Here is a 17,501-nt window from a genome sequence, read left to right on the forward strand (position 1 = left end):
TGACTGGAGAACCCCATGTCCAACACGATTGAGCAATTCCGCGAACTGCACAAAAACACGCTCCCTTTATTGCTGCCGAACGCATGGGACGCTGGCAGTGCCCGGCTGTTCGAAGACTTCGGCGCGACCGCCATCGCCACTACCAGCGCCGGCGTGGCGTGGTCATTGGGTTATCAGGATGGCTACAAGATGCCTATCGACGACGTGATCGCGCTGGCGTTTCGTATCACTCGCGCGGTGTCTGTTCCGGTCTCCATCGATTTCGAAAACGGCTATTCCGACGATCCGAAAGTCGTCGCCAATAACGTCATGCGTCTGGCGGATTGGGGCGTGGCCGGTATCAACCTGGAAGACGGCGAAGACGATCCGGTGTTGGTCGCCCGCAAGATCGACGCCATTCGCAATGCCGCATCGAAGGCTGGAGTAGACATTTTCGTCAACTTGCGAACGGACGTGGTGCTGTTTGGGCTGGTCGAGCCTGCGCGGCAAGTGGAAGAGTCCATTTCCCGTGGCAATTTCTACGCAAAAGCCGGGGCTGACGGCCTGTTCCTTCCGGGCATTTCCCGCTCGGACGATATCCAGAAAGTCGCGGAGGCCGTTCCGTTGCCGCTGAACGTGATGTCGGTCCCAGGGCTTGCCGACAGCACCGAACTGGCTCGCCTCGGGGTAAAGCGTCTGAGTGCCGGATCGGGTGTCGCGCAGGCGATCTGGGGAAGCGCCGAGGGCATCGTCAGCCATTTCCTGAAAGGCGGTGATCAGTCTCCGCTGTTCGCTGACGCCATGCACTTTGGGCACCTGCAAGAACTGTTCGGCAAGGACTGATGCCTCTGTGTCTTGCCACCTGATAAATAGGTCGAGCAGGTGGCAGGTTTTTAGGGCCACCGGCGCGACCGGAGCCCAACAGCCAGACTGGCTCATCCATTTCGCAAGAGGGCGTCATGCAAACCACACAAGACTCAACGAGCCTTCAGACCCGCGCACCGGTGGCGTTGTTCGCGCTGGCTGCGGGCGTGCTGATCACTAATCAGTTCGCGCCGCAAACCCTGGTCGGCCTGATAGGCGAAACCTACAACTTGCCGTCGTCCTATGGCGGCCTGGTCGCGATGATTACTCTGCTGGGCTATGCCGCAGGCCTCCTGTTTCTGGTTCCGCTGGCAGATCTGGTCGAGAATCGCAGGCTGGTTTTGCAGATGTTGGTGGCAGCAGCCCTTTCTGCAGTGGGCGTGGTGTTCGCACCCAATGCACCGGCCCTGTTTTTCCTGATGTTTGTGCTTGGGGCTGGCTCGTCCGCCATTCAGGTCTTGGTGCCTACCGCAGCCGCCATGACCGAGCCTGCTCATCGAGGGCGCGTGATCGGCGACATCATGAGCGGGTTGCTGGTGGGGATTCTGTTGTCGCGCCCTATTGCCAGTTTTCTCGCCGGGACCTGGGGCTGGAAATCGTTCTACGTTTTCAGTGCAGTGTCGACCACGCTGCTGGGGCTGCTGCTCGCCCTAAAACTGCCGAAACGGTTGCCTGCTGCGCCAATTGCCTATCCCGCTCTGATCGCATCGATGTGGCACCTCTTCACGCGGCAGCCCGTATTGCGCGACCGCGCCATCTCCGCGGCAATCGTCATGGCCGGTTTCAACTTTTTCTGGACCACGATCGCTTACGTACTCCAGGCCGAACCCTTTTCCTTGAGCCAGAAAGGCATCGCGCTGTTCGCCCTGTTCGGCGCGGGTGGCGCACTCATTACGCCGTTGGTGGGCCGCCTGGCTGACAAGGGACACGGGCTGCGCGTCACGCACATTGCTCACGCCACGCTGATCGTGGGCTTTGTGGTAGCTGCAATCAGTGGATTGAGTACGTCATTGCCGGCGAGCCTATTGATCGTCGGTTTGGGGATCAGCGCCTTGTTGCTGGACATGGGCGTGCTGGGTAACCACACCGTGGGCCGCTACATGATCAATCTACTCAACCCGGAAGCCCGGGGGCGCATCAATGGCATCTTCGTTGGCGTGTTTTTCATTGGTGGGGCAATCGGTTCGGCATTGTCAGGCGTGCTTTGGTCTTTGGGTGGCTGGGGTGCAGTGTGCGCCGGTGGCGTCGTGTTAGGCCTTTTGGCCTGCGTCGCGCGCAAGTGATCGCGCGGGATCAGAAGGAAGACTTGGAGTGCCAGAACTGAAAGGAGCTGTTACTCCAGCCCCCAAAGGTGCCGGGTCGCTGCCAAAAAACGCTGAGACAGGGTTTCGTCGTTGACCGCTTTGGCAATCATCAGCGCGCCTGCCATTGACGCCAGCAATTGCATGGCACGTTCTTCGTCCATGGTGTTCTGGCGGTCGTCCGGTTTGCTCATCAGCAGCTTGAGCATGCGCTTGATGCCATGGTCGTAGACGTTACCGAGGCTGTTCTTGTTCCGCGACACGTCCGGCGACAGGATGGGGACGGGGCAACCGCCTTGCACGCTGTTGCGATGCTCAGCGCTAAGATAGCGATCGATCACTGATTCAAGCGTGGTCGGTCGCGACAGCAGGTCGTGGTACTCATCGAACATCAAGGCCACGGCCTCGGCCATCAACTGCCCTTTGCCGTCAGGAAACTGCTTGTAAAAACCACCGTGGGTCAGACCGACGGTCTTGGACAGCTTCTGGATGCCGATACCTTCGATTCCGTGTTCCCGGTAGAGGCGGGAAGCGGTCACGATCATCTTCTCTCTGTTAAGTATTTTCTGCAGTGCCCGGACTTTCATGTCTCATTCCTTGGGTGGGTTCAGCCGCCTTTGGCCATTCCCATCTGGTCGGCGATTTCATTCCACATGTGCATCGCCACGTATGCGCGCCAGGGGCGCCACCCTTGTGAGTGCTTCAGCTGATCGGATTTGCGCGACAGTTCGGGCAATCGGCGAGTGATGGCCTGCATCAGTACCAGGTCCGTCGCGGGCCAAGCATCGGGGTCACGCCAGGCGCGCATGGCGACGTACTCGACGGTCCACGGCCCTATGCCTGGCAGATCGAGCAGCTGTTTTCGCAGCGTTTCGGCATCCGGTTCATCGTTGTCGATGTCCAGTTCGCCCTCGGCCACAACGCGGGCGAAGTTCTGCAACGTGGCGACTCGTTTGGAGGGCATGCCGATTTTGTCGAGATCGACCTCGGCAAGTGCACGGGGCGTCGGAAAACGCCAAGGCGTTTGGGGGTGAGAAGGGACACCGACGGCGGTGCCAGCCCGTTCGACGAGTCGGCCGACAATCGTGGTCGCAGCCTTGACGCTCACCTGTTGGCCAACGATGGTACGCACCACCAGCTCAAAGCCTGACCAGGTGCCCGGCACGCGAAGACCGGGGGCCGTATCGAGCAGGCTTGAGAGCCAGGGATCCTGGCTCAAACCGGCCCGAACGGCTTCCGGCTCGGTGTGCAAGTCGAACAGGCGTGAGAGGCGGGGCGTCAACGTCTCTAGACGCCGGCTGGCTTCACCGTCGATGCGCACGATCAGTACGTGGCGTTGCGGATCGCAGCGCACGCTGAGCAGGCCGGTGGCACCCGCGATGTCGAGTGTCCGGTAGTAAACGTTGTCGTGAACGGTTTCCACGCCCCCTGTGGCGCGACCGGAAAAGAAACGGAGCATCCGCGTCCAGTCGAAGGGCGGTATGAACATGAGTTCAAGTTCATCAGTGGGCGTGCCGGAAACGATCTTCATCACATCCTCTTGTTGGGCGAAAACGGAAACAAAGCCTCACAACGCCGGAAGTACCGGGCCCGTCGTTTGATTACAAGGCTTCATCCTGCGTTTCGATCCGGTGCGAAGGGCGATCACCCCTTGAATGGCCGACAGGGCAGGCTCAAGCGCTTCAGCGATGTCTTTTGCTTTCGCGGTAGGTCGGACTTGTCGTCCTTCCGGAATGAACAAAGGGTCTTTGAACTGAAGCCGGAGTTTGCCCAATACGTTGCTGACCGCAGGTTGCGAGACATCCAATGCCAGCGCAGCGCGGGTTACCCCCCGGGTCTGGTAGACCATCATGAAAGTCAGCAGGGTGTTCAAATCGAATTCGCGGAAAATAGCTTCGTCAAGCGCCATGTCCGGCCTCCACAGCATTCGGGAGGAAACAGGCGAAACGCACACTGAAGGCCCCGCAGCCAAGCGACCAAATCATCAGTCCGAAGTCCTGCGAGCAAATGTGCTGTTGCATGGCAGTCTCGCTCGTCCACAAACCGGTCACCAGCCATACGTTCTCCTGCTGAGAACTTCGGGTGACATCGTATGAGAGGCAACCAGGTGATCCTTTCAGCGCTGTCACCAGTTCGACGAGGTGCGAGTGAAAGCTGCCCTCGAAGCCGGCCGCAGCTTTGATTTCCAGGGTGTTCACGGCGTGGATGGTCATAAGAGGGCCTCCTTTGCGGCAATGGCCGACAGCGGAAATGCTCGAAAGTGATCTGATAGATGATAAGTTGTAACTATAATTCTTATGCTAAACGTCGTCATCTAAAACTGTCAAGCGGCAGGACGGAGAAGGGCTGAGTGGTTTTGCGAGAGGGGTTTTGGACGGACGGAGGACAATTGGAATAGATGATCACTTGATTCTAAATATTCTATGGGGTATGAATGGCGTTATTGAGTAAGATTTGTGCAACACATGAGGTGGCGACTGAATGCCAGCCTCAGCACAGACACAGGAACACCCATGAAAAAATCCAAAGCCGAGACAGCGGAAACCCGTAAGCGGATCGTGAAAGTCGCCTCGCAAGAGTTCAAACGAACCGGCATTCAGGCGACTCGGGTTTCGGAAATCATGGCCGCCGCCGGGCTGACCCACGGTGGTTTTTATCGTCACTTCGACTCCAAGGAGCAGCTGCTTGCCGAGGCGTGCGCCACCGCAATGGGCAACCTTGCAGAAAAGGCTCGTACAGCCGTAAAGGGAGGGAAGGGCGCCTTCGCCGATTACCTCAGCGAGTTCATGTCACGTGCCTTTCACGAGGACTGCTCAGGCAGTTGTGCGTTCGTTACGATGGGCAGCGAATTGGCCCGTGCCGATGACCGGACCCGGAATGCAATGACAGAAGGCTTTCGCACCTGGATCGACATTCTTGCCGAGCAGGATCCCGAAAAGGACTCCAAGGCGGCGCATGCCGATGCAATGTTCAAACTCTCGGCCATGATCGGTGCTGTGACCATGGCACGGATCATCGACGATGCTGACTTCGCGGATGACGTGTTGACCGAGGCGCGGGCGCGTCTGGTCGAGCCTGTTCCTAAACGCTCGAAAAAAACACCCGCGACTCAAGACGTCTAAACCCTTCCTTTTGATGCCAGGGCTCCTTTGCAGCAACTCAGAGGGGCTCGTTGTCGTCACAGCAATTTGTCACTCATCAGCTGTACGAACGCCTGAATCGCTTTCTCATCACGTTTGAAGGAGTGACAGGCCCCTGACTTTCGGCAACTGATCAGGCCCGCTCGCTGCAAGATCGATAAATGCGCCGACACCGTCGACTGTGCCAGGCCGGCGCGCTCATCGATCTGCCCTGCAGACACACCCAGCTCGCGCCCGTGCTTCTGATCTGGAAAACAGATATCCGGATTTTTCAGCCAATCGAGAATGTCTCGGCGCACGGAGTGAGCCATGGCTTTGAAGGCAGTGTCGAGGTTCACGGACATGACAATCTTAATTCCTTAAACTGACGATCAGATGCTGGCCCAGAATCCGGGACCATTGACCGTCGAACGCGTTTCCGTCAGGTCCTTCCGCACAAAACCGTCTCGGAACACCAACTCGGATTGATCGAGATGACCCGGCTTCGGCCAGGCGGGCACAGTGCCTTTCCCCACGGTGATCAGCATCGAAATCAGGTGGTCTTCCGGTAAATCGATAATCCGCGCCACCGCCTCCGGATCAAAGCCGATCAGCGGGCAGGACTCGTAACCCATTGCCTTGGCCGTGAGCATGATGTTCTGCGCGAGGAAGCCAGTGGATCGGATCGCCTCATCGCGCTGCAGTTGCTCCTTACCCTCGTAAAACGCGTGCATCATCGGCAGCAGCGTGTTCTGCACGTTGAGTGGCGCGTTGCGCCAGTACCGGGCTGGGTCCTTGCGCCAGGCTTTAACATCGGCGCACACGACAAACAGCAGTGATGCATCTGTGACTTGCTCCTGATCGAATGCGGCTTCGCGTAGCCGTGCCCGCACTTCAGGATTCTTGACGTTGACCAACCGCCAATGCTGGACGTTAAACGACGAGGGTGCTTCCAGCGCCAAGTCGATCAGTAGCTGCTCTTCCGCGTCCGAGAGGGTGTGTCGCGGATCGTAGTGTTTGGTCGAACGACGATCGCGAATGGTTTGAAAGGTATCCAAAAAAGAACTCCTGAAGCCAGCGTGCTGGCCGCGAGTGGTGCGGCTTGTATTTATAGATTAAACAAGTACTCTATAAAAGTGCAACACAGCATGCTCAATGAGGATGATGACTGAACGCCTGATGGTGAATGAGTGCGGATGATCGTTCACATCAGCCGCACTCGGATGCGTCATGCCTGCAGACGGGTTGCCGGTTTGGTCAGCGACAGGTTTGGCCGCAGTGCTTCGCGAGCCCGCTCGAAGGCATCCCAGTCAGTCAGGTCAGGAAGCGACGGGATCGTGATGATTTCACCCTTGTCCAGCGCGACCAGCGCGGCGTTCACCAGGTCAGTGACCGACATGACCATCTCTTTCGGCAGGTTGCTGATGGGCAGGCGAGCAGTGTCCCAGAATGGGGTTTCAGTCACGCCAGGCAGAACGGCCTGCACACGAATGTTCTTGTCGTGAAGTTCGTGGTGCAGTGATTGGGTCAGGCTGACGACGAATGATTTGGTACCGGCATAGACGCCATTGAGGATGTCGGGCGCCAAAGCAACAGCGGAAGCGATGTTGATCACCGTGCCTTCTTCGCGTTCGACGAAACCGGGAACCGCTGCGTAGGTAAGACGGGTCAGGGCCGTGACGTTAAGGGCAATCATGTGGGTCATTTCATCCACGTTGGATTGCAACAGTGGAGTGGCTGCGCCAATTCCGGCGTTGTTCACCAGAAGGGTGATGCTGGCGTCCTGTTTGATCATTTGTTCGATCCGCAGTAGGCCTTCCGGGGTGGCAATGTCGGCAGCGGCGATTTCAACTGACCGGCCGGTACGGTCGCTGATGCGCGACGCCACTTCGGCGAGTTTTGTGCGATTGCGAGCCACGAGAATCAAGTCGTAGCCGCGCTCAGCCAGGCGTTCAGCGTATTGCTCGCCAATGCCGGTCGATGCGCCGGTAACCACAGCAGTGCCTTTGTGTTTCACGTTCATGATGTTTTCCTCAGGTGAGTAGTTCGTGTTTGTGTGGAGCAAAACTACCCACTGACGCCGCTTGGCGAAATGTCATGGACGCACCGATTTCTGCCACCGCTCGGGAGTGCTCTATGCAACGTATCGGTTTTATCGTTTACCCGTCGTTTCAGTCCACCGGGCTGGCCGCCGTCAGCGTGTTCGAAGTGGCCAATCACGTTTGCGGCAGAACGGTGTACGACATTCATATGGTGTCCGAAGACGGAGGAAGGGTTGCGGCGTCGGCGGCTATCGCTGTGGACAGCGAGCCGTTTGCGCTCGACCATTTCGATACGCTGATCGTCTGCGGGGGCATTGATGCGCCGCAAGCGAGCGACAAAATGAAGGCGTTCATTGGGGCCTCGGCTTTACAGACTCGCCGCATGGCGTCCATGTGTACCGGCGCATTCATTCTCGCTCAGGCCGGGGTGCTGAACGGGCGTCGTGCAACCACTCATTGGCTGATGGCGCAGGCGTTGCGCGGGCATTTTCCGGAGGTGATGGTGGAAGAAGACCGCATCTTCATCATCGACGGCAACGTCTGGACATCGGCGGGCATGACAGCTGGCGTCGACATGGCGCTGGCCATGGTGGAGAAAGACCTCGGCGCCGATGTTGCCCGATCCATCGCCCAGAAGATGGTGCTCTATCATCGCCGCGCAGGTGGCCAATCGCAGCATTCAGCGTTACTCGACATCCGCCCTCGCTCGGACCGTGTACAAACTGCGCTGGATTTCGCCAGGCGCAACCTCCACACCACATTGACGGTAGAGCAACTGGCGGATGCGGCTCACTTGAGCCTTCGCCAGTTCAATCGCAGCTTCCTGCTGGAAACCGGCATGACACCCGCGAAGGCCGTCGAAAAGCTGCGGGTAGAAGCCGCTCAGCTGTTACTCGAACAGGCCCGGCATCCACTGGAGATCGTGGCGAGAGAGACCGGTTTCGTCGGTCGCGAAAGAATGCGTCGCGCCTTCCTTCGCGTGCTGGGATTGTCACCGCAGGATTTGAAGCGGGGGCATAAAACCGTCAACGCGCTCGGGGTCTGACGCGGATCAGCGAGGCCACAGCACCATCTGGGTACACCTGAACAATGCGATCGCTTTGCCAGTGGCTTCATCGCTGACGGTGGCATCCCAGACCTGTGTGTTCTTCCCCAAGTGTTGGGCTTTCGCAGTGCAGGCGACGCTGCCCTCCCGAATGGTGCTCATGTGGTTACTTTTCAGTTCGATCGTGGTGAAAGACATCGCGCCCTCGGGAAGATGGGCCAGTGCCGCGAACCCGCACGTGGAGTCGGCGAGGGCGACCACACTGGCGGCGTGCAGAAATCCGTTAGGCGCCAGATGGAACGGCTGCACGGCCATCCGGCTTTTAAGTTGTCGTTCGTCGAGTTCGATCATTTCGACGCCGAGGTATCCCGGCAGACTTCCCTGTGCGTTCTGGTTCATCAGTTCGACGGAGGCTTCATTTCTGAGCATCTTCATTCGGGTCTCCCGGGTAGCAAGTGTCTTTATTCTGGATTTTAGATTGAAACGGTCATCTATCAAGTGTTAGATTTTGTGTCGACACAGCTTTATGCAGGGTCGAACGCACGTCGTTGTAGAGCCATTTTCCAGATTTTCGTCTCGTGATTACTGAGGTTTTACCGCAGGAATGGGCCTTGTTCGATCTGAAAAACGTACAGGTTGGAGCAACGGTTTCGTCTGACGAAATCCGAGGGTGGGGTCTCACAACGTGCTCAGGCGGCACGAAGCCTTACGGTGCCGGGCGCAGGGTTCGCACGATCCGATCGCCGACAGGGCATCTCATTCTCTTATTGCACCGGATTCATCGAGGTACGCATGCTTTCTGACTGGCTTTCAAACCTGCTTTCGCGACGAAACATTCACTATGCGTGGGCCATGGTGGTCGTGACGTTTCTGGCTTCATTGGTCAGCGCTGCCGCTGTGGGCGCGCCGGGTATTTTCATTGTGCCGATGCAGATGGAATTCGGTTGGGACACGGTACAGATCTCCTCGGCGCTCTCGATCCGTTTCGTCCTGTTCGGCCTGACTGCGCCGTTCGCGGCGGCGCTGATGAGCAAGTACGGTCCGCGCACGGTCACGATCACGGCGATCATCGTGATCATGGTCAGCCTGATGCTGTCCCTTGGCATGACCGAGGTCTGGCAATTGATCGCGCTCTGGGGGATTGGCGTGGGTGTCGGCGCGGGTATGACTGCGCTGGTGCTGGGAGCTGTCGTTTCGTCTCGCTGGTTCAATCATCGTCGGGGTCTGGTGATCGGCGTGTTGACCGCGAGTAACGCTACCGGTCAGTTGATCTTCATGCCCCTTTTAGCCAGCGTTTCTGATCATTACGGTTGGCGTTGGGCGTTGGTGGTGCTGTCTGCGCTGCTGGCGATCGTGGCTATAGCGGTGCTGATGTTCATGCGCGATCGCCCCAGCGAACTCGGGCTGCGTCCTTATGGCGACATCAGCACCGACCCGATTGTCGAGCCAGTGCAGAGTGGGGAGTCGATCTTTTCGGCCACGCTGACCACGCTGCGTGACGCCGCCAGGACCCGCGTGTTCTGGATTCTGTTCGCGACCTTCTTTATCTGTGGCGCGAGCACGGCAGGCTTGGTGCAGGTGCACTTGATTCCACTGTGCGGCGATTTCGGCATCAGTCCGATGCAGGCGTCCGGGTTGCTTGCGGTCATGGGCGTGTTCGATCTTATTGGCACGGTGTTGTCAGGGTGGTTGTCCGACCGTTTCGACAGCCGGCATCTGTTGTTTTGGTACTACGGGTTGCGCGGCTTGTCGCTGATCGCGCTGCCGTACTCTGACTTTACGATTTGGGGGCTCTCGGTGTTCGCGATCTTCTACGGGCTCGACTGGATTGCAACGGTGCCGCCGACGGTTCGTCTGGCCGTGAACAGGTTCGGGCCTGAGCGAGCGGGTTTAGTGTTTGGCTGGGTATTCGCCGGACATCAAATCGGTGCGGCAGTGGCAGCCTTCGCTGGGGGGTGGTCAAAAGAGCATCTATTCAGTTACTTGCCGGCGTTCTTCGTGGCAGGCGTTTTGTGTGTGCTGGCGTCCGCCGTCATCATGACCATCCGCCGAGAGAAAGTAACGCCCGCGTTGCTTGCCCAATAACAGACAACAGCTGCGATGACCCTCTGTTCGTTGCGTCACGTGAGGGTCCTGAGCTTTGGATGACAGATGAAATCCTGAACGATCGAGATGGTGTATCAGGATAACGGTTGAAATCCACAATTCAAAAAAGCTGCTATTCTGCCGCACGGCCAGACCGGTCATGGATGTCCGGACCGACACAGGGAAAGGGCCATTCAGTGGGCGATGCCGATGCGGGAGCAGAGTATGAAGCACTACAACGAAGGGCCTGAACCAGGCCCGCTTGACTCTGATCAGAACGGTTACGTTCTTTCCTCATCTTTTCATGATTCGTCTCCCCATGACGCCAGAGATGAGGCGTGCAGAATGTTCGACCTGTTGCCCGTCATGGCCTGGAGTAGCTTTGCCGACGGCACCTGCGAGTTTCTCAATAAAGCGCACTCGACCTACACTGGCTTGTCTCGCGAAGCGTCCCGGCGTTGGGGCTGGCAGACGGCGATCCATCCTCAGGACCTTGGGCACCGGATGGAGAAATGGCGCGAATCCCTGGCGTCGGGGCGACCCAGTGAAGCCGAGGTGCGGATACGACGTCATGATGGGGTGTACCGATGGTTTTTATTGCGGGTCGAACCCTTCTTTGACGCATCCGGCGCCATCGTGCGCTGGTATGGAGCGGGCACCGACATCGAGGATCGCAAGCATGCGGAGGCCAACTGGTCGGCCAGCGAAGAGAAGCTCAGCCTCATATTCAACACCGTACCGATGCTGGTGTGGTCATGCCTGCCAGACGGTTCGGCTGACTTCTTCAACGATCAGTGGTGCGACTACACGGGCACATCGATAGCCGACAGCGAGGGCTGGGGATGGACCGTCGCGCTGCATCCCGACGACTTCCGACACGCCATGGAGGGCTGGTGTGCGGTGCTGTTGTCGGATGGCAACGGTCCTCCCGCGTTCGAACTTCGCCTTCGCCGGGCCGACGGCATGTACCGTTGGTTCTGGTTGCAAACCACGGCAGCGCTGGACCACACCGGCGCCATCGAGCGCTGGTACGTAACCATGACGGATATCCACGATCGCAAAATGGCCGAAGACGGAGAGCGCCGCAGCCAGGCATTGCTGACGGAAGCCAAGCGCCTCGCGGGCCTGGGCATCTTTTCGTTCCGTGAAGGGGCAGACTCGATGGCCTGGTGCAACGCGTTGTACAACATGTTCGAGTTTCCCCTCGACACGCCGGTCACCCGCGAACTCATCGAGCAGCGGACACACCCAGACGATGCATCGTTGAGCTTCGGCCATGTCTTCGACGCCAGGAACGGTCGAAACTTTGAAGAACGGGTGCGAATTCTGATGCCCGGCGGCGCGACTAAGTTCATCCAGTATTGCGCCTATGCGACGGTTACGCTGTCGGGAGAAACGGAATACATTGGGACGGTGCAGGATGTCACTGAGCAGCATCTGGCAGCGGAGGAATTGATCCTGGCCCGCAATGAGCTCGCCCAAGCGGCAAAAGCCAGCAGCCTCGGCGTGCTGACAGCCTCCATCGCACATGAAATCAATCAGCCGCTGTCCGGCATCGTGATGAACGCGAACACGTGCCTGAGGATGCTCAATACAGCGCCCACCAATGTCGAGGGCGCTGTCGAAGCCGCCCAGCGCATCATTCGCGACGGCAATCGAGCGGCAGATGTGGTGTCGCGGTTACGCAAATTGTTCAGTCAAAAGGCGATCACCGCCAGCCCCTGGAGCCTGCCATGCGCGACCGGGGATATCATCGGCCTGCTGCAGGGCGATTTGCGCAAGTGCCGGATCAGCGTCGACGAATCCTACCCGGCGGACCTCCCGCAAGTGCGCGGGGACAGGATTCAAGTTCAACAAGTCATTCAGAATCTCCTGCGCAACGCGATCGATGCGATCAAGGCCGCAAGCGATGGACCGCGTCGTATCAGGGTCGTGGGCGCTCATCGGGACGGCTTCGTCAGCCTGAGCGTTGGCGATTCCGGCGTCGGGTTCGCCAACGCCGATCCGGAAGACGTGTTCAAGACGTTCTTCACGACCAAGAGGGACGGGATGGGCATTGGCCTTTCTATCAGTCGCTGGATCATCGAGGCCCACGGTGGAAAGTTGATTGCGCAAAAGGGCGATGGGCGTGGTGCGATCTTTACGTTTTCCATTCCCGGCGAACAGTCTCCGAATCCTGCTATCGCGCCATTATCCGGATCGCATAAATCGTAAAAACCCACACCATAGGTCAATAGACGCCCGAGGCCTTTGAAGTTAAGTTGGCGTTGCCTGCCAGTGCCCAGGCCAGAGCGGTCGCAACATGTGTAACGGTCTTGCGCATTTTGATTTGTGTGGGAAGTAACCCGGTAAATATTAGGCGCTCGTCATGATCGTTGCTGGCGGTAAAACCGTGCGTGAGCCTGCTGTTCAAACAGGCTGTTTCGAGGCTTGAATTTACCCTTGACCGGGCTTTTCAGTAGCGTAGCGATATGAGACATGCACGTGACCTGATGCTCGGTAGTGCCTGCCATTCTCATACCGGGTGAATCAGCGAGACCTGCGTCATCAACAATGGGTTGCCGATGATGTGGTTGCCAGGTTGTACATACCCGTCAGCGATACAGAGCTTTTCCAGGCTTATCTGGGGCTGTACGAGTGCCTGATGACGATCACCGCTGACTGGAGAATAAGATGAGTCTGTTGCATTCAGCCAATCAGGATGAGCCGAGGCCTCATCCCGACGTGCTGGCTGGAAAAGTATTTATTGTCGATGACGACGTGTCCGTTCGGGAAGCACTTGAATCATTGATTCGCCATACCGGTCTGCAAGTAAAAAGTTTTTCTTGTGCTCAACGGTTTCTCGATTATCCCCATCTCCTGGAGCCTTGCTGTCTGCTGCTCGATGTCTCGATGCCGGGTGTCACGGGGCTGGAGCTGCAGCAATCAATCGCGGTCGATAAACCGGCGATGCCTATTATCTTCATTACGGGCAGGGAAGACGCTCGTACGATTGTTCAGGCCATGAAAGCCGGGGCTGTCGAATTTCTGACAAAGCCACTAGATATCGAAAAGTTGCTCGATGCCATTCAATCGGCCATTGCCCGAAGTGAACTACTGGTGCGCCACGAAGTGCGCAAGGCGACGGTGAAAGCGCGTTACAGGGAGTTGACCCGACGAGAGCGTGAAGTGTTCGCGTTAGTCGTTGAAGGGCTATTGAATCGGGAAATTGGCAACGCACTGTCCATCAGTGAAATTACCGTCAAGGCACATCGCGGGCAAGTCATGCGCAAGATGGAAGCCAATACGCTGGCAGAACTCTTCCGGATTGCTAACGAGATAAGTCCGCGACAGCCATTCGACCAGCCCGGCTCCTGATTCGAGGAAGTGAAACCTGTTCATGTTGCTGATGGGCAGGCTAGACCATCCGCCGTGGTTGTGATCCGGATGATATCTAGGGATTGTCCTGAGAAGTATAGCGCCGGTTGGTACAGAGCTTTGGCTGTTAGGTGTGACCTAGCAGTCGACCGAGCCTATTTGGGCTGTCAAAACTTCGACGTATCCGCGCTCGATCAGGCTGGGTTCGTTGATCGGCGCTGCGGAAGGGGCGGCCATGTCAGCCTGTCGGGGGGCTGCGATCCTGTTTCTGGCTGTGATCATGGTCATCACGGTCGGTCGTATGGGGAGTCGGACGCGCTCAGCGTTTGCATGTAGCTTCCGGGAATAGGGAGATCAGCTCCTTCGAAACCCCACGCAGTATCTGACGAGACAAGCGGGCATCCGGGACCACTCGTGACAGGCTCAACGCGCCGATGTAGGCACTATAAATCAGCATCGCTTTCGTACGCCGATCGCCTTCCGTGTCTTCAGGCATCTGGCTGATCAGGATATCGAGGCTTTTTTCGAGCCGGTCGGTGTAAATTTTTTTGGCCTCATCGTTGCCTCGAGCCATGTCGTTGATCAGCGCTGCGAGAGGGCAACCTTCGGCCTGATCATCTCGATGCGCTTCGGACAGGTAGGCCTTGATGGTCTTCTTCAGGGTGGGCTGGCGAGTGAGGTAGGAGTCATCCATTTCAAGGCAGGCTGTGGCCAGCGCTTCGGTGACCAGTTCGTCCCTCGACGTGAAATGTTTGTAGAACCCTCCGACCGTCATGCCGGCTTCACGCATGACGTCCGCGACACTGAGGCTTTCCAGGCCCTGTTCGCGAAAACGCCGAGAGGCAACGCTCAAGATGCGCTGCCGCGATTCGGCTTTATTCGCTTGAGAATGTCCCATTGAACAGCTGCTCCCCTGACTCTAAGTTGGGCGAGCATAACAAGCTCTTGAACGGCTTGTCGCCGGATGCCACTAGTGGGAAGGCCGACCGGCCAGAGTCAGTGGTCTGCTTTTGTGCAATCCATCGGCGGCGTGCGGTCCGTTGAGGCGGGGTATTTTTTCAGGCGATCAGCGGGGCGGCGAGGACGGGCGAGCAGTTCGCCACCGCAGTTCGGGCAAATGCCGGCCAAGAGGCTGTCTACGCAATCGCGGCAGAATGTGCATTCGAAAGAGCAGATGCACGCATCTTCCGAGTCGGGCGGAAGGTCCCGGTCACAGCACTCGCAATTGGGTCTTAGCTGCAACATGTTCGAGCTCCCTGATGATGCGTTTTCACATTGATCAATAACATTCGTGCCCGAAAAACACGCAGATCTCAATCGACCAGGTGAGCGTCAAACGAGAATGGCCTGTGGCGACGCTCAAGATGTGCATGGTCGATCTCGCAATGCTCAGGCCTTGGCCAGAGGGGCCGTGCTTGTTTGCAAGTTGCGAAATGTTAGCGCTGTCGACATGTGTTTCTCCGATCACGAGGAATCCGCGAGTGCACTCAACTGTATCGACGCTAAACAGTGTGAGTGTTTACTCAATTCGCCGACGACACGAGTCTCTTGATGGGCAGGCCGTCCCGTGATTATTGACACGTAGTAACCGAGTTCAGAGGGGCCATAACGTATTACGCCCCATTCAGAAGAATCATGCAATTGCACCATGGTATCGACTTTAAGGGTCATTCCTGGTTTTTGTTTGTGGTGTAAGCGCGTCATCCAGAATTTCGTCTGACAGGCATTGCTTTCCTCATTAATTTGTCCATGATGGAGTCAGCTCTAGATTTAAAGGCCTAATACAAGGCCGGTCCTGGAGGTTAACATGCACAGAAACAGTGAACTGCTCAAAGCGATTCTTCTTTTCATGCAAGACGATTCAAATCCGACGCAATGCTGTCGTGATATAGAAACGGGTGTGGAGAAAACCGCTGGCTATACCTGGTCCGAAGTCAGGCTGCATTTGGCTTTGCTCAAGGACATGGGGCTCGTGACGGATTGCACGACGCCTGCCGAATACCGATTGACCAGTGCGGGCTATGACGTCGTTGAAAGTACCGATCCCGGCGCGCGATTGAAATCGTGGTCGCATATTAACCATGCCAATACACCCATGACGCCGTTATTCGTTTCGTCGCGCCACCCATTGCCGCCGGCAGCACGCAGTCATCGGTTGACGTAACATGGCTTTTGACAGACGGCGATAAGCGCGCCGTCCGTCAGTTGCTGTTAAAGATGACAGTTGAAATCCGTTTGGTCGATTTATTTTCTTTTTTAGTGGCCTGACTCTGAAAAGCTCTTTGCCGGTGATAGTCGGCAAAGAGCAAAGGGGATAAAGCAGCGAACGAGATATCGATGGATTAGACAGCAATGGCTTTCATGCGTTTGAGCGCCTCATCCATGGTCCAGAGGGTGTTGGCGAGGAAGTACGCCAGACGGTCGGTGTAGCAACAATTACACGATGGTCTGGATTCGATTATTTAGCGGCGCATTATTTAAACGGTGCGTGTCGATCAGTGACGTTACAGCGGAGAATGCGCCCGCTGTAAGTTCTGCCGCTTGGCTCAAATGGCTTCCAGCAATGTCGCCACGCCTTGCCCGCCAGCAGTGCATTGGGTTGCGATAGCGTACCGGGCACCCTGACGTTTCAGCAGTGACGCCGCCTTACCCGTAATACGTGCGCCTGTCGCGCCCAGCGGGTGGCCCATGGCGAGCGCGCCACCGTCCAGATTGACCCTGGACATGTCCAGACCCAACTCCCGTACGCAGGCAATTGCCTGGCTGGCAAATGCTTCGTTGAGCTCCACCAGATCGATATCGGCAATGTTCAGGCCTGTGCGCTCCAGCAGTTTACGCACCGCGTACACCGGACCCATGCCCATGATTTCGGGAGGACAACCAGCGACGGTGACGGCTTTGACGCGTGCCAGCATCTCCAGGCCATGACGCCGGGCGAAGGCTTCCGTGCACACCAGCACCGCAGCACTGCCGTCGGTCAGTGGGGACGCCGTGCCAGCGGTCACGGTGCCGCCGAAGGCCGGTTTCAACCCAGCCAACGCCTCCAGATTAGTGCCAGGGCGGACGCAGCCATCCTCGCTGACCGCGCCTTCAGGGGTTTGCACCGCGATGATTTCGTCGGAGAACAGACCTTGCTCTCGTGCACTGACAGCCTTGGCGTGGGACTGGACCGCCATGGTCTCCTGATCGACGCGGCTGACGCCAAATCGCTTCGACACTTCTTCAGCGGTTTGCCCCATCGACCAATAAGCCTGTGGCATGTCCTTGATCAGCGTCGGGTTGGGCGAAAAATTAAAACCCCCCATCGGTACGCGAGTCATGGACTCGACGCCCGCGCAAAGAAACGCCTCGCCAGCACCGAGCAGGATTTGACCTGCCGCGTAATGTACGGCGCTCATCGATGAACCGCAGAATCGGTTGAGGGTGATGCCGGCCAGGTTGTCAGGGAAGCCTGCCCGGAAGCTGGCAATGCGGGCGATGTTCATGCCCTGCTCGGATTCTGGATAAGCGCAGCCCATCGCCACATCCTCCAGCAGCCCCGGATCGAGTTGCAGTTTGTTGATCAAACCCTTGAGTACCTGAGCCGCCAGATCATCCGGTCGCACGTTGATAAGGGCGCCTTTTTTTGCGAATTGAAACGGTGAGCGGGCGAAACCTGCGATGACGACAGATGGCATGGAAGCAGACATGACGGTTCTCCAAAGACGAG

At 57.5% G+C, this 17,501-nt stretch carries 19 protein-coding genes; 8 read left to right on the forward strand and 11 right to left on the reverse strand.

Features of this window, described 5'->3' with window-relative positions; translation table 11 throughout:
• Positions 1 to 15 precede the first annotated feature (15 nt).
• Positions 16 to 822, forward strand: a complete 807-nt coding sequence (locus AAEO81_RS07525) for an isocitrate lyase/phosphoenolpyruvate mutase family protein (protein ID WP_341962617.1) — start codon at positions 16 to 18, stop codon at positions 820 to 822.
• Between the two features lie 116 nt (positions 823 to 938).
• Entirely contained in the window at positions 939 to 2,126 is a 1,188-nt protein-coding gene (locus AAEO81_RS07530) for an MFS transporter (RefSeq protein ID WP_341962619.1), read from the forward strand.
• A gap of 50 nt (positions 2,127 to 2,176) precedes the next feature.
• Here AAEO81_RS07530 and AAEO81_RS07535 read toward each other — a convergent pair whose 3' ends face one another.
• From AAEO81_RS07535 to AAEO81_RS07550, 4 genes are all read right to left on the reverse strand, one after another.
• Positions 2,177 to 2,683 carry a TetR/AcrR family transcriptional regulator gene (locus tag AAEO81_RS07535; RefSeq protein ID WP_341962621.1) on the reverse strand — a complete coding sequence of 169 codons (507 nt, stop codon included), beginning with the start codon at positions 2,681 to 2,683 and terminating at the stop codon, positions 2,177 to 2,179.
• Positions 2,684 to 2,751: 68 nt separating this feature from the next.
• Positions 2,752 to 3,675 (reverse strand): DNA-3-methyladenine glycosylase, encoded by a 924-nt coding sequence (locus AAEO81_RS07540; protein WP_341962622.1) that lies wholly within the window; start codon positions 3,673 to 3,675, stop codon positions 2,752 to 2,754.
• Between the two features lie 36 nt (positions 3,676 to 3,711).
• Complete coding sequence (locus AAEO81_RS07545; RefSeq protein ID WP_341962624.1) at positions 3,712 to 4,053, reverse strand: LysR family transcriptional regulator; 342 nt, start codon at positions 4,051 to 4,053, stop codon at positions 3,712 to 3,714.
• On the reverse strand, positions 4,043 to 4,357 hold the full coding sequence (locus tag AAEO81_RS07550) for an antibiotic biosynthesis monooxygenase (RefSeq protein ID WP_341962626.1): 315 nt from the start codon (positions 4,355 to 4,357) through the stop codon (positions 4,043 to 4,045). Before AAEO81_RS07550 ends, AAEO81_RS07545 begins: the two co-directional genes overlap by 11 nt.
• A gap of 300 nt (positions 4,358 to 4,657) precedes the next feature.
• Here AAEO81_RS07550 and AAEO81_RS07555 point away from each other — a divergent pair, with 300 nt between their 5' ends.
• Positions 4,658 to 5,266 carry a TetR/AcrR family transcriptional regulator gene (locus tag AAEO81_RS07555; protein WP_341962628.1) on the forward strand — a complete coding sequence of 203 codons (609 nt, stop codon included), beginning with the start codon at positions 4,658 to 4,660 and terminating at the stop codon, positions 5,264 to 5,266.
• 56 nt (positions 5,267 to 5,322) lie between these two features.
• Here the strand turns inward: AAEO81_RS07555 and AAEO81_RS07560 are convergent, their stop codons facing one another.
• The 3 genes from AAEO81_RS07560 to AAEO81_RS07570 all read right to left on the reverse strand — a co-directional run bounded on the left by AAEO81_RS07560 (position 5,323) and on the right by AAEO81_RS07570 (position 7,286).
• Positions 5,323 to 5,628, reverse strand: a complete 306-nt coding sequence (locus AAEO81_RS07560) for a helix-turn-helix domain-containing protein (RefSeq protein WP_341962630.1) — start codon at positions 5,626 to 5,628, stop codon at positions 5,323 to 5,325.
• Positions 5,629 to 5,655: 27 nt separating this feature from the next.
• Positions 5,656 to 6,321, reverse strand: a complete 666-nt coding sequence (locus AAEO81_RS07565) for a nitroreductase family protein (protein WP_341962632.1) — start codon at positions 6,319 to 6,321, stop codon at positions 5,656 to 5,658.
• A gap of 170 nt (positions 6,322 to 6,491) precedes the next feature.
• Positions 6,492 to 7,286: an SDR family oxidoreductase gene (locus AAEO81_RS07570; protein ID WP_341962633.1), complete on the reverse strand. Its 795-nt coding sequence runs from the start codon at positions 7,284 to 7,286 to the stop codon at positions 6,492 to 6,494.
• Positions 7,287 to 7,399: 113 nt separating this feature from the next.
• Here AAEO81_RS07570 and AAEO81_RS07575 point away from each other — a divergent pair, with 113 nt between their 5' ends.
• Entirely contained in the window at positions 7,400 to 8,350 is a 951-nt protein-coding gene (locus tag AAEO81_RS07575) for a GlxA family transcriptional regulator (protein ID WP_341962635.1), read from the forward strand.
• Between the two features lie 6 nt (positions 8,351 to 8,356).
• On the opposite strand, the gene AAEO81_RS07580 is transcribed toward AAEO81_RS07575, so the two are convergent.
• A complete protein-coding gene (locus tag AAEO81_RS07580; RefSeq protein WP_341962637.1) occupies positions 8,357 to 8,785 on the reverse strand; it encodes a PaaI family thioesterase in 429 nt (142 codons plus the stop codon).
• Between the two features lie 357 nt (positions 8,786 to 9,142).
• On the opposite strand from AAEO81_RS07580, the gene AAEO81_RS07585 reads away from it, so the two are divergent.
• The 3 genes from AAEO81_RS07585 (at position 9,143) to AAEO81_RS07595 (ending at position 13,792) form a co-directional block, all read left to right on the forward strand.
• Positions 9,143 to 10,435 carry an MFS transporter gene (locus AAEO81_RS07585; protein WP_341962640.1) on the forward strand — a complete coding sequence of 431 codons (1,293 nt, stop codon included), beginning with the start codon at positions 9,143 to 9,145 and terminating at the stop codon, positions 10,433 to 10,435.
• Positions 10,436 to 10,780: 345 nt separating this feature from the next.
• Entirely contained in the window at positions 10,781 to 12,649 is a 1,869-nt protein-coding gene (locus tag AAEO81_RS07590) for a PAS domain-containing protein (RefSeq protein WP_341962642.1), read from the forward strand.
• A gap of 459 nt (positions 12,650 to 13,108) precedes the next feature.
• On the forward strand, positions 13,109 to 13,792 hold the full coding sequence (locus AAEO81_RS07595) for a response regulator (protein ID WP_341962643.1): 684 nt from the start codon (positions 13,109 to 13,111) through the stop codon (positions 13,790 to 13,792).
• A gap of 319 nt (positions 13,793 to 14,111) precedes the next feature.
• On the opposite strand, the gene AAEO81_RS07600 is transcribed toward AAEO81_RS07595, so the two are convergent.
• The gene (locus AAEO81_RS07600) at positions 14,112 to 14,690 is read right to left on the reverse strand and encodes a TetR/AcrR family transcriptional regulator (protein WP_341962645.1); all 579 of its coding nucleotides are present in this window, start codon (positions 14,688 to 14,690) and stop codon (positions 14,112 to 14,114) included.
• Between the two features lie 98 nt (positions 14,691 to 14,788).
• Positions 14,789 to 15,037 carry a DUF1272 domain-containing protein gene (locus tag AAEO81_RS07605; RefSeq protein ID WP_341962647.1) on the reverse strand — a complete coding sequence of 83 codons (249 nt, stop codon included), beginning with the start codon at positions 15,035 to 15,037 and terminating at the stop codon, positions 14,789 to 14,791.
• A gap of 562 nt (positions 15,038 to 15,599) precedes the next feature.
• Between AAEO81_RS07605 and AAEO81_RS07610 the strand changes: the two genes are divergently transcribed.
• The gene (locus AAEO81_RS07610; RefSeq protein WP_341962649.1) at positions 15,600 to 15,956 is read left to right on the forward strand and encodes a hypothetical protein; all 357 of its coding nucleotides are present in this window, start codon (positions 15,600 to 15,602) and stop codon (positions 15,954 to 15,956) included.
• A gap of 382 nt (positions 15,957 to 16,338) precedes the next feature.
• Here AAEO81_RS07610 and AAEO81_RS07615 read toward each other — a convergent pair whose 3' ends face one another.
• A complete protein-coding gene (locus tag AAEO81_RS07615) occupies positions 16,339 to 17,469 on the reverse strand; it encodes a thiolase family protein (RefSeq protein ID WP_341964486.1) in 1,131 nt (376 codons plus the stop codon).
• Between the last annotated feature and the right edge of the window lie 32 nt (positions 17,470 to 17,501).

Origin of the sequence: Pseudomonas sp. RC10 (genome assembly GCF_038397775.1) — a bacterium.
GTDB lineage: Bacteria > Pseudomonadota > Gammaproteobacteria > Pseudomonadales > Pseudomonadaceae > Aquipseudomonas > Aquipseudomonas bambusae.